This window comes from Arcicella aurantiaca (genome assembly GCF_003148625.1).
GTDB lineage: Bacteria > Bacteroidota > Bacteroidia > Cytophagales > Spirosomataceae > Arcicella > Arcicella aurantiaca.
The window spans coordinates 20,111-38,888 of record NZ_QGGO01000042.1 but is presented as its reverse complement, the minus strand read 5'-3'; the positions used below and the strand labels follow the sequence as shown (position 1 = coordinate 38,888).

Below are 18,778 nucleotides of genomic sequence, written 5' to 3'. Positions count from 1 at the left end.
AAGTTCAAGCGATTTCCAATTATCAGGTAGCACTTTAACAAGTCAAATATCAAGTTTAGGTGTTGGAACAAAAACGCTGACATTTGTATGTGTCGTACGGACAGCCTTGTCCGTAGTCAATAAAGCGGAAGTAAGTAAAAGCGACCAATTCGACCCAGACAGTCAACCAAATACCGGAACAGAAGACGGTCAGGATGATACAGGAAATGCAACACTTACGCCCAAAACAGCCGATTTAAGTTTAGAGAAATTAGTTTCTAAAACGAATCCAAATGTAGGCGAAACGATTACTTACACGATAAAAGTAAAGAATGCGGGTGCTGACAATGCAACGAATGTACAGGTGAAAGATGTGTTGCCAGCGGGATTAAGTTTTGTGAGTTCAAGCGACTTTACTTTATCAGGAGGAAATATTTTAACGTCAAATAATATTGCAAGTGTTACATCGGGTGGTGAGGTTGCTTTGACTTTCTTGGCGAAACCTTTAACTTCTGGATTGATTACCAATCAGGCTGAAATTACAAAATCTGACCAATTTGACCCAGATTCTCAGCCCAATAACGGTGTCAATAATAATGAAGATGATACCGATGGCGTAACCATTGGCGGTCAGCAAGCGGATTTGTCATTGCAAAAAGACATTGATAATTCATCAGGAACGCCTGCCGCACCAAATGTGGGGGATGTTATTACTTATTCAATCACGGTGCTTAATGCTGGGCCAAGTGTTGGTACAGGCGTTGAGGTTAGAGATATTTTACCTGCTGGTTTACAGTTTGTCAGTTCTACTGATTTTATAAAATCGGGTGATACTTTGATAACTTCTGCACCGCTGACATTAGGCATTGGAACGCCAAGAGTTCTAACATTTAAAGCTAAGGTACTGACACCAATCACTAACTCACAATTCACTAATTCACAAATAATTAACAAGGCGGAAATTTCAAAAGCTGACCAAGTTGATGCTGATTCTCAACCAAATACAGGTACAGAAGACGGTCAAGATGATACCGATGATGCTGTTTTGACTCCTCAGATTGCAGATTTAAGTTTAGTAAAAACGGTAAGTAAAACGAATCCGAGTGTTGGCGAAAACATTACTTACACGATTTCAGTAACAAATGAAGGTCCTAACGTAGCCACGAATGTTGAGGTAAAAGACGTATTGCCAACAGGTTTAGAATTTGTTTCAACAGGAACGTCTGCCGGCTCATTACTAACGAACAATAACGGAACATTGACAGGAACAATTATCAATATTCCTGTGGGTGTAACCCGTAGCGTAACCTTTGTTGCGAAAGTCACTCAATCGGGAGCAATTCTGAACAAAGCAGAAGTTTCAAAAGCTGACCAATTTGACCCAGATTCTCAACCAAATACAGGAACAGAAGACGGTCAAGATGATACAGGTGGAGTCTTGATTGGTGGTCAGCAAGCTGATTTAAGTTTAACGAAAACCGTTGATAATGCACGTCCAAATGTGGGTGATAATGTGACTTACACGATTTCTGTAAGCAATAATGGACCAAGTGATGCCACCAATGTTGAGGTGCGTGACGTATTGCCTGCGGGTTTACAATTTGTAAGTAGTTCTGATTTTACGTCGCAAGGTTCAATTTTATTGGCGGAGATTCCAACTTTATCAAATGGAGCGAAAAAAGTCTTGACTTTTGTTGCCAAAGTGATTGGTTCTCAGAAGATTGTTAATAAAACAGAAATTTCAAAAGCTGACCAATTTGACCCTAATTCTCAACCAAATACAGGAACAGAAGATGGTCAGAATGATACAGATTCAACCGTTGTGAAACCACAAGTTGCCGATTTGAGTTTGACGAAAACCGTATCGAATCAGCAACCAAATGTGGGTGACGAAATCACTTATACCATTACGGTAAAAAATGCAGGAACAGACCCTGCTACAAATGTACAGGTACGTGATATTTTACCGACGGGTGTAACTTTTGTAAGTAGCACAGACTTTAGTCTGTCGGGTGGTGGAATTTTAACGTCTAATAATATTGCTCAAATTGCGGTAAATGGACAGGCAACACTTACTTTTAAAGCCAAAGTTGTAGCTTCTGGAAGCATCACGAATAAGGCTCAAATTATTAAATCTGACCAGTTTGACCCTGATTCTCAGCCAAATAACGGAACAGATAATAACGAAGATGACACCGATGCCGTAACTATTGGCGGTCAACAAGCGGATTTGTCGTTGAAGAAAGATATTGACAAGTTTAATCCAAATGTGGGTGATATTGTCACTTATTCAATCACAGTAAATAACGCAGGACCTTCAACGGCTACGGGCGTTGAGGTGAAAGATATTTTGCCAGCAGGTTTACAATTTGTAAGTAGCACAGGAACGCCTGCCGCAGACTTTACTCTGTTTGGAACTGATACATTAAAAGCACAAATTGGAACAGTACAAATTGGAACGCCAAAAATAGTTACTTTCAAAGCAAAAGTTTTAGCTCCAATAGGTACTAACACACAAATAATTAACAAAGCAGAAATCTCAAAAGCTGACCAGCAAGACCCTGACTCACAAGTAAATTCTGGAACGTCAGATGGTCAAGACGATACAGATGATGCCATTCTGACGATTCAAACGGCAGATTTGAAATTATTGAAAACCGTTTCAAATCCAAGTCCAACGGTTGGTTCAAACATAACGTATTCACTTACAATAACTAACGAAGGTTCAAGTGCGGCAACAAATGTTGAAATTACCGACGTTTTACCAGCAGGTTTACAGTTTGTTAGTTCGTTGAATTTCGTAGAAAATCCAGCAGGAACACTCAAAACTACGATTGCCAATTTAGCTTCTGGTACAAACAGAACAATAACATTTGTGGCAAAAGTAACGCAAGCAGGTGTAATTATTAACAAAGCTGAAATTACGAAATCTGACCAATTTGACCCTGATTCTCAACCAAATACAGGCACAGAAGACGGACAAGATGATACAGGTGGCGTAACCATTGGCGGTCAGCAAGCGGATTTAAGTTTGAAGAAATTAGTCTCGAATACCAAGCCAAACGTTGGTGAAGATGTGACTTATACCATTGAAGTTACTAACTCAGGACCAAGTACCGCAACCAACGTTGAGGTGAAAGATATTTTGCCTGCGGGCTTGCAATTTGTGAGTAGTTCGGATTTCATTCAACAAGGTTCAACGCTAACGGCTCAAATTCCAAATATTGCGAATGGAGAAAAGAAAGCAGTAACTTTTGTAGCAAAAATTATTCAATCTGTCAATCTTACTAACAAAGCCGAAATCTCAAAATCTGACCAATTTGACCCAGATTCAAACCCGAATTCAGGAACGTATGATAGTGAAGATGATACAGATTCGGTGCGTGTTTTCCCAAGAGCGGCAGATTTGAGTTTGACCAAAACCGTAAGCAAAACCAATCCACAAGTTGGCGAAACCATTACTTATACCATCAAGGTTAAAAATAATGGACCTGACAATGCAACTAACGTACAGGTAAAAGATATTTTGCCAGATGGATTGACGTTTGTAAACTCAGGAACGCCTGCCGCTCAATATTTTACCCAAACGTCGGTTAATGTGCTGACTTCTAATAATTTACCATTAATTGCTTTTGGTCAAGAAGTTTCTCTGACTTTCACGGCAAAAGTGACGAAGGCGGGTGATATTTTGAACAAAGCAGAAATTACAAAATCTGACCAAGCAGACCCGAATTCAACACCAAACAACGGAACTGAGAATAATGAAAATGATACCGATGGTGTGTTAATCAACGCTCAACAAGCAGATTTGAGTTTAGAAAAATTGGTTTCTAACTTAAAACCAAACGTTGGCGAAGTGATTACTTACACCGTGAAAGTATTTAACGCAGGGACAAATAAAGCGACAAATGTACAAGTAAAAGATATTTTGCCAACAGGTTTAGACTTCGTAGCGAGTGCAGATTTTACGAATTCTAACGATACCTTGACTTCTAAAAATGTGGATTCAATTGCCGTTGGAAATGCAGTTAGTTTGACATTCCAAGCGAAAGTAGTACAAGCGGGTGCGATAGAAAACCGTGCAGAAGTTTCAAAATATGACCAATTTGACCCTGATTCTCAGCCAAATACAGGAACAAAAGACGGACAGGACGACCAAAATGGCGTAACCATTCAGACGCAACAAGCAGATTTGAGTTTGCAAAAAACAGTTTCAGCAGGGCCTTATAATGTGGGTGATATTGTTACTTATTCAATCAAGGTAAATAATGCAGGAGCAGATTTAGCGACTAATATTGAGGTAACAGATGTATTACCAGCGGGATTAAACTTTGTGAGTACAGGAACGCTTGCTGGCAATTCTTTTGTCAACAATGCAGGTACGCTCAAAGCGAACATTGCAGGTTTGGCAAGTGGTACAAGTGTAGTGTTAAATTTCCAAGCGAAAATTACGCAATCTGGAACGATAAATAACAAAGCACAGATTACCAAATCTGACCAATTCGACCCAGATTCGAGTCCAAATAATGGAACAGAAAATGGGGAAGATGATACTGATAATGAAGTAATTAGTACACAACCTGCCGCAGATTTAAGTTTGACAAAAGCTGTAAGTAATCGTTTGCCAAATGTAAACGACCAAATTACTTATACCATTACCGTTAAAAATGCAGGGCCAGATACCGCCAGAAATGTGCAGGTGAAAGACGTATTACCATCGGGATTATTATTTGTTAGTACCACAGACTTCAGTCTGTCATTAACAACTTTAACAAGCAATAATATCAATAAAATTGCTCCGAACGATAGCGTTCAATTGACATTCGTATCACAGGTTACAACGAATGGAGCAATTATTAACAAAGCTGAAATTTCAAAATCTGATACATTCGACCCTGATTCTCAATCGAATACAGGAACAGAAGACGGTCAAGATGATACAGGTGGTGTAATTATCGGTGGACAACAAGCTGATTTGAGTTTAGAGAAATCGGTTTCAAATGCCGCACCAAATGTAGGAGAAACGGTTACTTATTCAATCACAGTCCGCAATGCAGGTCCAGACGTGGCTACGGGTGTACAAGTGAAGGATATTTTACCAGCAGGTTTACAATTTGTAAGTAGCACAGACTTCAGTCTGTCAGGTGATACATTAAAGAATACAACGCCTTTAACAGTTCAAGTTGGAACGCCAAAAGTATTAACTTTTGTAGCACGGGTTTCGCAACCTGTAATCATCACGAACAAAGCTGAAATCTCAAAAGCTGACCAATTTGACCCTGATTCTCAACCAAATACGGGCGTAAATGACGGTCAAGATGATACAGATGATGCCATCGTGAAACCACAAATTGCTGATTTAAGTATCAAGAAATCAGTGGATAATGCTTCGATAATTAACGCACAAGGAGCTGCGGTATTTAACGTAGGCGATGTTTTAACGTATCGTTTAAAAGTTACCAATGCAGGACCTTCAACGGCAACTAATGTTGAAATTAAAGATATTTTGCCAAGTGGTTTGACCTTCATTTCGTCAAATGACGTAGTAAATAACGGAGGAACTTTAACAGGCACAATCCAGAATTTATCAGTTGGAAGTACAAAAGAATTTGTATATGTAGCACGGATTGCCCAATCCGTGACTGTTACGAACAAAGTTGAAATCACCAAAGCTGACCAATTTGATTTGGATTCAAAACCAAACAACGGTACACAAAATGGCGAAGACGATACCGACAGCACAAGCGTTTACGGGCGTTCAGCAGATTTATCAATTCAGAAAATTGCTTCTGATTCGGTTTTCAATGTTGGAGATGTAATTACTTATACCATCAAGGTTAAAAACAACGGAACGGATGCCCAAAGTAACGTAACGGTGAAAGATATTTTACCTGTGGGTTTAACGTTTATAAGCAGCTCTGACTTTGTAAGTCAAGGAAATACGCTAACGAGCCAAGTTCAAAATTTGTTAGTAGGCGATACAAAAACATTGACTTACAAAGCAAAAGTGAGTGCGTTTAGTAACACGCTGAAAAATGTGGTACAACTCATTAATCCACAAATTCCAGATTTAGTTACGACCAACGATAAAGATTCCGCAACGGTAAGAATTCGTCAAGCAGATTTAAGTTTGACCAAATCGGTGAGTAATCCAAATGCTAATGTAGGAGACGTTGTTACTTTTACTTTAACCGTAAATAATGCGGGTGGTGATATGGCAACCAACGTACAGGTAAAAGACATTTTACCGATTGGTTTAGAGTTTGTTAGTAGTACAGACTTCACTCTATCGGCAGGTAATGTTTTGTTAAGCAAAACGCTTCCGATTGTCATAAAAGGCACGCCAGAAGTATTAACGTTCAAGGCAAGAATTACACAGACGGGACGCATTACCAATAAAGCTGAGATTGTAAAAGCAGATACTTATGACCCAGATTCTCAGCCAAATACAGGCACAGAAGACGGTCAGGATGATATTGGTTCAGTAACGATTAGCGGTCAGCAAGCGGATTTAAGTTTAGATAAATTAGCGTCAAATATTCGTCCAAACGTGGGTGATATTATTACCTATACTTTACGGATTTCTAATGCAGGGCCAAGTAAGGCGACCAACGTACAGGTGAAGGATATTTTACCAAGTGGTTTAACGTTTATTTCATCGAACGATGTAGTGAAAAATGGCGATACTTTAACGGCAAATATTGACAGTATTTCGGTAAATCAAATTAAAGATTTGACATTTGTAGCACAGGTTTCCCAACCTGTATCAATCATAAACAAGGCTCAAATCACGAAATCTGACCAATTTGACCCAGATTCTAAACCAAATTCTGGAACGGAAGACGGGCAAGATGATACCGATAAAATTACCATCGTGCCACAAACTGCCGATTTGAGTTTGCGTAAAACGGTTGACAAACCAGTAATCAACGTGGGCGATGAAGTAACGTACAGTATCACGGTTGCCAATGCGGGACCAGACATTGCCACCAACGTACAAGTGAAAGATGTGTTGGTGTCGGGAGTTATTTTTGTAAGTTCAACAGGAACGCCTGCCGAAGACTTCAAGTTTAATTCGGATACACTTTTATGGAAGATTCCAACGGTGGCAGTGGGAGGTTCTCAAACGGTAACATTCAAGGCAAGAATTACGGAAACAGGTCAAAAGGTTAATAAAGCCCAAATTTCAAAATCTGACCAGTATGATATTGATTCTAAGGTAAATAACGGAACTGAAAACGGAGAAGATGATACCGACAGCGTAATTGTAAGAGTCAATCAAGCAGATTTGAGTTTGAAGAAAACTGTCTCGAATACGAAACCAAATGTAGGGAAAAATTTCACTTATACGATAACCGTTTCTAATGCAGGACCTTCAACAGCAACCAATGTGGAGGTAAAAGATTATCTACCAGCAGGTTTGACTTTTGTAAATAGTAGCGATTTTATCCAACAAGGAACAATTCTAACGGCTCAAATTCCAAGTATTACCAGCGGTGAAACGAAGATTTTGACCATTGTAGCAAAAATCACTAATTCACAATTCACTCAATCACAAATAACAAACCGTGCTGAAATAAGTAAATCTGACCAATTCGACCCAGATTCTAAACCAAACAACGGAACAGAAAATGGTGAAGATGACCAAGACCGAGTAACGATTGGTTCGCAAGAAGCAGATTTGAGTTTGACAAAAACGGTGAGTAATCCATCGGCAAATGTGGGTGATGCCGTAACATTTACTTTGACGGTAACAAATATTGGTCCTGACACAGCAACCAATGTGCGAGTGAAAGATATTTTACCAGCAGGTTTAGAATTACTTTCACCAATTGATTTTACCGATAATAGTGGAGCATTGATTTCTAAAAACATCACAGCCATTGCACCAAATGGAACGGCAAAATTGAGTTTTGTAGCAAAAGTTACCAAAGCAGGTGCAATTGTGAATAAAGCAGAAATTATCGCCTCAGACCAATTTGACCCTGATTCTCAAACCAATACAGGAACAGAAGACGGTCAAGATGATATTGGACGTGTGATTTTGAACGGACAACAAGCTGATTTGAGTTTGCAGAAAAATATCTCGAACACTTCGCCAAATTTAGGCGAAACCGTTACTTACACCATCAAGGTAAGCAATGCAGGTCCAAATACCGCAACGGATGTACAGGTAAAAGACGTATTGCCAGCAGGTTTGCAATTTGTGAGTAGCACAGGCTTCAGCCTGTCCGCAGGTAACGTTTTGATTGGAAATATTGACACTGTAAAAGTTGGGCAAACCGTTGCATTAACATTTTTAGCGAAGAATAATTTTTCAATCACTAATTCACAAATCGGAACGCCGACCGTCACTAATTCACAACTTACCAACAAAGCTGAAATTACCAAAGCTGACCAATTCGACCCAGATTCTTCTCCAAATAATGGAACAGAAAATGGTGAAGACGATACCGACGGCGTAAGTTTCACGACCCAAGCTTCCGATTTGGCAATCAAAAAATCGGTTTCGGCAGGGCCTTATAATGTTGGCGATAACATTACTTATACCATTACAGTAAAAAATAATGGCCCAAGTTTAGCCACCAATGTAGTAGTAACAGATTCATTACCAAATAGTTTGTCGTTCGTTTCGGGCGTGAATTTCTTGAATGTAAACGGAAAAATTACGGCGGGAATCGGTAGTTTGGCGGTTGGTACAACGCAAACTTTAACAGTCATTGCGAAGATTACAAAGTCGGGTTCAATCCAAAATACGGGTATCATCGTAAAAGCTGACCAAGCCGACCCAGACACGAAAAATAATCGTGATTCGGTAATAATTTCAACGCAAAAAGCAGCAGATTTAAGTTTACGCAAAGTGGTTTCAAACCGTTTGCCAAGCGTGGGAAGTAACGTAACGTTTACCATTTATGTGAAAAACTCGGGACCAGATGCTGCTCAAAATGTACAGGCAAAAGATTATATGCCAGCAGGTTTAGTGTTCGTAAGTTCGAGCGATTTTAGTTTATTAGGAGATGGAAATTTATTAAGTAAAAACATCTCAACGATAGCAAACGGAGATAGTGTTGCGTTGTCATTTGTAGCACAGGTTTCCCAACCTGTCACGCTAATAAACAAAGCAGAAGTATTCAAATCTGAAACATTCGACCCTGATTCACAACCGAATACAGGCACGTCTGACGGGCAAGATGATAACGGAGGTGTAGTTTTAAATGGTCAACAAGCAGATTTGAGTTTGCGTAAAGACGTTGATAATGCAACAGGAACGCCTGCCGATCCAAATGTAGGTGATGTGGTGACTTATACCATCAAAGTTACTAATGCAGGACCTTCGGTGGCAACCAATGTGGAAGTTCAAGATATTTTACCAAGCGGTTTAGAAATAGTTTCGGTAGGAGATTTTGATAAGGTAGGAAACGTATTGAGTTCAAGTTTTGCAAGCATCGCAGTAAAGGAAACAAAAACACTAATTTTCAGTGCGAAAGTATTAGCTCCAACTAATTCAACCACAATTGCGAATAAAGCACAAATAACCAAAGCTGACCAGTACGACCCTGATTCTCAGCCAAATAGCGGAGTAGATGATGGGCAAGATGATACCGATGATGCCGTTATCAATATTCAACAAGCAGATTTGAGCTTGAAGAAAACCATCGACGGAGCAGTTTCTGTAACGAAAGGTTCATTAGTAACTTATCGTTTGACGGTAAGTAATGCAGGCCCTTCAACGGCAACCAATGTTGAAGTAAAAGACATATTGCCACAAGGTTTAGAATTGGTAAATCCAACCGATTTCACGAATAATAACGGAACATTAACCGCAACGATTCCTGCATTATTGGGAGGTACATCTCGCACGCTGTCGTTTATTGCAAAAATTACGCAAGCAGGAAATATTTTGAATGCTGCTGAAATTAGTAAAGCCGACCAATTCGACCCAGATTCTAAGGTTGGTAACGGGACAAATAATACCGAAGACGACCGTTCGGAAGTAAGTACATTTGGGCGTTCGGCAGATTTGAGCTTGACCAAAATAGTTTCTGATTCTGTGGTAACTTCTTTGCAAACAGTTACTTATACGATTTCGGTAAGAAATGCAGGTCCTGATGCCGTTGGAGAATTTACCGTAAAAGATTATTTGCCAACTGGTATTGAATTTATTTCGAGTAAATATTTCACCAATACAGCAGGAACATTATCGGCAACCATTTTCAATGTCAAAAAGGATTCAACTGTAAAATTGACCTTTACAGCGAAAATCAAAAAAACCGTTTTAGACAATGTTGCATCAAATAATTTATTGCCAGTTTACTTTGTGAACAAGGCAGAAATTACGGATTCCGATATGCCAGACCCTGATTCTCAACCAAATAACGGAACAGGCAATGACGAAGATGATACCGACCATGTGGATATTCGGGTAAGAGTTGCAGATTTGAATTTGCGTAAATTAGTGTCAAATCCTACGCCACAAATTGGTCAACCATTTGAGTATAAATTGGTTGTGAAAAATGATGGGCCTGACTTTGCAACAAATGTCCAAGTTCGTGATATTTTACCAACGGGTTTAGAATTCGTTTCAAGCAATGATTTCGTCAATAATAATGGTGTTTTATTGAGTAAAAACATCGCTAAAATTGATAATGGAAAGGCTGATACATTGAGATTTATAGCACGTACAGCCTTGTCCGTAGCAATTACAAATAGAGCTGAAATCTCAAAATCTGACCAATTAGATCCTGATTCTGAGCCAAATAACGGCTTACAGAATGGAGAAGATGATGAAGCTTCAGTAATTGTGGGTGGTCAATCGGCAGATTTAAGTTTAACCAAAGACGTGGACAATCAATTGCCAAATGTGGGGGATATTGTCACGTATTCTATCAAAATAAAAAATAGTGGACCATCCACAGCGACGAATGTACAGGTACAAGATTATTTGCCGAGAGGTTTACAATTTGTAGTAAGTAACGTTGGAGAGTGGACGATGTCAAATGATAGCACTTTAGTAAGTAAAATTATTCCACAAATTTTACCGAATACCACCGTGACTTTAACCGTGAAGAACAGAGTTTCTGCCTTAGCGATGGCTCGTGGCTCATCGGTGAAAAACTTTGCGGAAGTAATTAAATCTGACCAATATGACCCTGACTCACAGCCAAATACAGGTTATGGCGATGGTCAAGATGATACAGATGATGGGGAAATTAAAATCCAATTTACCGATTTGAGTTTGACGAAAACAGCCTCAAATCGTAAGCCGAAAGTTGGCGAAACCATTGACTATACGCTCACGGTTACCAATGATGGTGTAAGCAATGCCACCAACGTACAGATTCAAGATATTTTGCCGAAAGGCTTACAATATGTGTCTGGTGGAGGCTGGTTAAAGTCGGGAGATACTTTGCGAAATACCATTCCATTAATTAATGCAGGAACAAGTCGCTCGGTAACATTTACAGTTAAAATCTTGACTTCAGGTGGAATTATTAACAAAGCTGAAATTTCAAAAGCTGACCAATTTGACCCAGATTCTGAACATGGAAATGGCACAGAAAAGGGAGAAGACGACGAAGCAGGGGTTTTGGTAAATGGCGAGCAAGCAGATTTGAGTTTGCTTAAAACGGTGTCAGACCAACGTCCAAATGTTGGCGATATTATCACTTACTCAATTACAATACATAATGCAGGCCCAGACGCTGCTACCAATGTGGAGGTAAAAGATAAATTGCCGAAAGAAATTGAATTTATGCAAAGCGATGATTTTGATAATTTGGGTAGTACCTTATTTGGAACAATCAACAAAATTGGAGCTGATTCAACGAAAATTCTGACTTTCAAAGGTCGTGTAACGGGAGCTTCGGTTTTTACGAATCGTGCTGAAATTTCAAAATCTGACCAGTATGACCCAGATTCTCAACCCAATACAGGAATGAAAGATGGACAAGATGATACTGGTGGTGTAACCGTGAAACCTCGTGTGGCAGATTTGAGTTTGCAAAAATTAGCCGACCGCAAAACAACCAATATCGGAACAAATATTACGTTTAAATTGGTCGTGAAAAATGCAGGGCCAGACTCAGCTACGAATGTGGTTGTAAAAGACGTTTTACCGTCAGGTTTAGAATTCATCAGTAGCACAGGAACGCCTGCCGAAGACTTTACAATGGCAAATGATGTGGTGTTGACAAGCAAAGCCATTACAGTTGCTCCAAATCAGGTAGATACCTTGTATTTCGTGGCTCGTGTTACGAAAGAAGGCATGATTTTGAACAAAGCTGAAATTGTGAAATCTGACGTTTATGACCCTAATTCTAAACCAAATTCTGGAACAGAAGATGGTGAAGATGATAACGCAAGAATTACCGTTGGTGGTGAACAAGCAGATTTGAGCTTGGTGAAAACTGTGGCAGACCAATTTGTAAACGTTGGTAAGACAACTACATTTACCATCAAAATCAATAATGCAGGCCCAAGCATTGCCACCAATGTACAGGTGAAAGATTATTTGCCGAAAGGTTTGGTATTTGTTAGTACAGGAACGCCTGCCGGTCCTGATTTCTTGAAAGTTACAGATTCGGTATATGTAAGTAGAAATATTCCTCAAATTGCAGTGAATCAGACTGTTACTTTGACGATGGTAGCAATGGTGACAAAAGATTTCTACCACAAATTCACTAACTCACAACTAACAAACCGTGCTGAAATTACAAAAGCTGACCAATTTGATAATGATTCTCAGCCAAATACAGGAACAGAAGACAGTCAAGACGACCAAAGTAGAGCAACTATCACTGTTCCGACAGCAGATTTGAGTTTGAAGAAAACCGTTTCAAATGCCACGGCAACGATTGGTTCGGAAGTAGCTTATACCATTACCGTAACTAACGACGGCAACGATAATGCGACTAATGTTGAGGTAAAAGATTACTTGCCGAAAGGTATCAGCATTGTTCGTAACACGGACTTTAGTCTGTCGGGCGATACAATGACACTAAAAATCGGAAGAATCAATGCAGGAGATAGTAAGATTTATACATACACCGCCAAAATTTCATCAGGAGGAAGTATGATAAATAAGGCTGAAATTACCAAAGCTGACCAATTTGACCCAGATTCTGAACATGGAAATGGTACAGGAAAAGGTGAAGATGATGAAGCAACGGCAACGATAGGAGGAGAGTCCGCAGATTTGGAAATCAAGAAAACGGTTTCTAATCGTAAACCAAACGTAGGCGAGAATTTCACTTACACGATTACGGTGAAAAACAACGGGCCAAATCTTGCCACTCATGTTGAAGTGAAAGACTATTTGCCAGAAGGATTAACGTTTGTCAATAGCAAAGATTTCAGTTTATCAGGAACAATTTTAACGGCAAATATTGATAGTGTTAAAGTAGGTGAAAGTAAGATTTTAACCTTAGTAACAAAACTACAAAGCGGAGTAAACCCAACATCGAGAATCGAAAACCGAACTTCGATAACTAAATCCGACCAATTCGACCCGAATCTTAAAAACAACAAAGATTCAGTAAGCATTGGCGGACAATCGGCAGATTTGAGTTTGATTAAATTGGTTAATAAACCAAACGCTAATTTGGACGAACAGGTTACTTATAAATTAATTGTGAAAAATGCAGGAGCAGACACCGCAACCAATGTAGTGGTTCGTGATGTGTTGCCAGCAAGTTTAGGATTTGTAGCAAGTACCGATTTTACGATGACAGGTTCAGCCTTGATTTCTCGTAAAATCTTGAAAATTGCTCCAAATAAAGCAGATACCTTGATTTTTATTGCCAAAGTAAAAGACAAAGGCATGATTATGAACTGTGCTGAAATCTTCAAAGCCGACCAATTTGACCCAGATTCACAAGTAGGAAATGGAACTGGCAACGGTGAAGATGACGAAGCCTGTGCAATGCTCAACGGTGACCAAGCAGATTTGAGCCTTATTAAAGGAGTGGACGGTTACGCCACCACGCCAAATGTGGGTGATACAATTTCGTATGTATTAGAAGTTCGCAACGCAGGGCCGGGCATTGCTACGCACGTACAAGTAAGCGACGTTTTACCAAAAGGAATTCAGTTTTTAAGTAGCACAGGGACGCCTGCCGCAGACTTCAGCCTGTCTGGAAATACTCTTGTGTCAAAAACTATTGATTCAATCAAAGTTGGAAGTTCGGTAAAACTGAAATTCAAAGTAAAAATCACGGGCGTAGGTGGCGAAGAAGTTGCCAATACCATTATTAACCGTGCTGAAATCACGAAAGCCGACCAGTTTGACCCAGATTCTCAACCAAACACAGGTACGGCAGACGGTCAGGATGATGTTGGATATTTTGCGGTAATGCCACAAATTGCAGATTTGAGTTTGAAGAAAAACGTCTCGAATCGTTCGCCATTGAAAGGACAAACCGTAACTTATACGCTCACTGTTTATAATGCAGGACCTGCCATGGCAACCAATGTGGAGGTAAAAGACGTATTGCCAACGGGCTTGACTTTTGTGAGTAGCACAGACTTCAGTCTGTTAAGTGGCACGACATATTTAGCTACAATTCCAGCCATTGCCGCAGGAACTTCGCAAACGGTAGAATTTATTGCTCGTACCACTACAACAAATGCCATTATCAACAAAGCGGAAATCAATAAAGCTGACCAATTCGACCCAGATTCGCCACACGGAAATGGAATCGATAAAGGCGAAGACGATGAAGCAAGCGTGATGATTAATGGAAAACAAGCGGATTTGAGTTTACGTAAAACAGTGGATAATACAAAACCAAATTTAGGAGACGAGTTGGTTTATACGCTCACGGTACGCAATGCAGGTCCAGACGAAGCTACCAACGTACAGGTGCAAGATTATTTACCAGCAGGTCTTGAATTCAAAGAAAGCTTTGATTTTGTTCAGCAAAAAGGCGTATTGCGTAATTTATTGCCAATTCCTGTGATTGCTCCGAATGATTCTGTGTCATTAACTTTTGTGGGTGTAGTTACTCGTTTTGCCCAATCTTGTACGTTGACGAACAAAGCTGAAATTTGGAAAGCTGCTGAATTTGACCCAGATTCTAAGGTCGGAAATGGTATCGCTAAAATCGAAGATGATATGGACTCTGTGAGCGTTTGTATTCAATCTGCTGATTTGAGTTTGAAGAAAAAAGTGGATAAATACAACGTAAATGCGGGCGAAACGGTTACTTATACCATCGTAGTGAAAAATGTAGGACCACTCACGGCAACGAATGTGAAGGTTCAAGATATTTTACCAACAGGCTTGAAATTCGTTTCGTCAGATGATGATGTTGTCAATAACAAAGGCAAATTGACGCTTTCGGTGGACAGTATTAAAGCGGGTGAAAGTAAAACATGGGAATTCAAAACACTCATAACTCATAACTCATCATTCATAACTAACCACGCTCAAATCATCGAAGTTGACCAATTCGACCCAGACTCAACACCTGCTAACGGAACGGACAATGACGAAGACGACGAAGCAAGTGTAACTATCAATGCAGGAACGGCAGATTTGAGTTTGAGAAAAGACGCAAGTCCTTGGAATGCCAATGTTGGGCAAAACGTAACTTATACCATTACAGTTAGCAATTCGGGAACGAATACTGCTACCAATGTTCATGTAAGAGATATTTTACCAGAAGGCTTGAAATTCATTTCTTCAAATGATTTTGAATACAATGAAACATCAAGAGCGTTGATTGCAAAATTGGATTCGGTAGAAGTAGATAAAAAAGAGAAATTGACTTTCATAGCGAAAATCTTACCGAAAGTTGATAGCCAAAAGCCGATAGCCAACAAAGTTGAAATTATAAAATCTGACCAATTCGACCCAGATTCTTGTCCGAACTCAGGAACAGAAGATGGCGAAGACGATACCGATTATGTGGTTATCAACGACAAAGGTTCGGATTTGAGTTTAGAGAAATTTGTTTCAAACACTAAACCAAAAGTTGGCGAAGATGTAACCTTTACGCTACGTGTATATAACGCAGGGCCAGGATTAGCAAGGAATACCATTGTGAAAGATTACTTACCGCTTGAATTAGCTTACGTAGAGGCAAGCAATGATGATTTCAGTCTATTGAATGGAGCGTTATTGTCAAGAACAATTCCTCAAATTGAAGCAAATACTTACGTTGATTTAACTTTCAAAGCGAAAGTATTGAAAGGCGGTTTAATTACGAACAAAGCTGAAATTTACGATACTCGTCAATACGACCCAGATTCTCAACCAAATACAGGCACAGAAGACGGTCAGGACGATGTGGGCGTGGTGACTTTAATCGGTCAAGAAGCCGATTTGAGCTTGAATAAAATCGTAAATCATACCGATGTAACCGTTGGCGATACCTTAATTTACATGGTTCAAGTGGATAATGAAGGTCCTTCGGAAGCAACTAACGTAGAGATTTCGGATATTTTGCCAGACGGTTTGCAACTGTTAGAATCGAATAACGGAACACTTGTTGGAAACGTAATTACTTTCAAAGTGCCAAGTATTGAGAAAAAAGGTTTTGCAGTATTCGGTTACAAAGTTTTGGTAACGAAAGAAGGCAACTTAATTAACAAAGCACAGGTAACAAAATCTGACCAACCAGACCCAGATTCAACGCCAAATAATGGCAAATGGGACGGAAAAGAAGACGACGAAGCCAGTTGCGTAGTTCGTGCAAAATTACCGTGCGACAAAACCGCACCAGTCATTATTACGAGCGAAACCAATTTGAGTTGCTCAGAAAGTGCTATTTTAACGGCTTTGGGTTGCGTGGGAGAAGTCAATTGGTCGAATGGACAAAAAGGTAAATCAATTACCGTAAGTCCAAGTGTAACTTCCGTTTACACAGCCACTTGCGTATATTACAATACTTGCCAAAAATCAAGCAATTGCGAATATACCATTAGCTGTATCAGTAACGTATCGAAAGAAGTTAAATTGACAGTGAGCTTACCAACTGTACCAGTGGTAACCATCAATAAAACGCAAATTTGCAAAGGTGATAGCGTAATATTATCGGCAACAAATTGTAAAGGAACGATAGTTTGGAGCAACGGAAAAACGGGTAATTCGATAACGGAAAAATCAAATGTAACGACGACCTACTCAGCGATTTGTCAGTCAGGAACTTGTAAAAGTGCCAATTCAAACGAAGTGACCGTAAAAGTTGGTATTTCAACGCCAGTGGTTACGTGTGGACGAGAGCGTTTGTGCGTAGGCGAGTCGGAAGTATTGACGGCTCACGGTTGCGAAGGCGGAAAAGTAACGTGGTCGGATGGTCAAGTTGGACAGCAAATTTTGGTAAAACCAACCAAAACGCAATACCAATTTACGGCAACTTGCGAGTTGAATACTTGTAAGTCAGAACCTTCGACGGCAGCTTATTTTATCGTAACAGATTGCGGAAAAGACAGTATCAAAATTGCTCAAAAACCAATGTTGGCATTGTGCAAAGAAGCACGCATTCCTGTTTTGGTAGAAGGCAAAACGTATGATATTACTTACGATTTCAGATTGGTAAACGTGGGTAATGCCGACTTTGAGCAAATTCAAGTATTAGATAATTTGGACGATGTGTTTACTAATAATGGAGTTAATATTTTGAATGTCAATGGGTTAAAGGCTGATTCTGGATTGGTAGTAAATCCTAATTATGATGGACGAACTAACAATCGACTCTTGGTAGAAACGCAAAGCCGTTTGTTGACAGGTAAAGTGAAAAGTTTGCAATTTACCGTTAGAGTTGATTTTAGCACTGCCAAAGTTGATACATTCTATAACTCAGCAACGGGAGTAGCCAAAGCGGGAACCATTGTGGTACAAGACTTGTCGAATAATGGATTTGACGTAAATCCAGACGGCAATAATGACCCAACCGACGACTCGAAACCAACGCCAATTAGAGTGCAAAGCGTACAAAAACCAGTGGACGAACCGAAGGAAATATTCATTCCAGAAGGTTTCTCGCCAAACGGAGACGGTATCAATGATTTATTTGTGATAAACTTGAACGACAAGACTTTAACAATAAATCTACAAATTTATAACCGTTGGGGAGGATTGGTTTACGCCCAAGAAGACTACCAAAACAATTGGGACGGAACTGCCAACCAAGGAGCGAATCTGACAGGTAAAACAGGCTTGCCAGACGGAACGTATTTCTACATGGTTAAGCTATCAAACGGAAAAGAATTTGTGCGTAGTATGACTTTGATGAGATAATTGTAACTCGAACATTCCTGTTCGTAAAAGGGCAAAAAGGGGTGATAAACCTTCTTTTTGCCCCTTTTTTGTGTTGCTTCGTATCAGTTGCCCGCATCTTGCGGGTAACGACTATTTTCAGTCCTCTGGACTATCCACTGGTTCAAGCGTCCTCGCTTGAATCCACTCGTGCGTAAGCATTGAAATTGGTAAAATAACAGTTCAAGCGAGGACGCTTGAACCAGTGAGAGGGCAAAAACGGGCTATAAGCCTTCTTTTTGCCCTTTTTTGCATTGATTTCGTGGAGATAATTTCCGCCGTTGTTGGTGTTGTCCACCCCACTGGTTCAAGCGTCCTCGCTTGAATCCACTCGTGCGTAAGCATTGGTATTGGTAAAATAACAGTTCAAGCGAGGACGCTTGAACCAGTGAGACCACAACGGATGTTGGAGTAACGACTATTTTCAGTCCTCTGGACTATTGGTAGGCTGGAAGCCTGTGAATACTTATCACTCGCAAGATGCGAGCGATTGATGTAACCCGAACATTCCTGTTCGGACAAGGCAAAAGGGGCGATAAA

General features: G+C 39.9%; 1 protein-coding gene. It reads left to right on the top strand.

Going from position 1 to position 18,778, the window contains the following annotated elements:
* The first annotated feature begins 106 nt into the window (after positions 1 to 106).
* The gene (locus tag LV89_RS23280; RefSeq protein WP_109745330.1) at positions 107 to 18,220 is read left to right on the top strand and encodes a CLIPPER-2 domain-containing protein; all 18,114 of its coding nucleotides are present in this window, start codon (positions 107 to 109) and stop codon (positions 18,218 to 18,220) included.
* Positions 18,221 to 18,778: the final 558 nt, after the last annotated feature.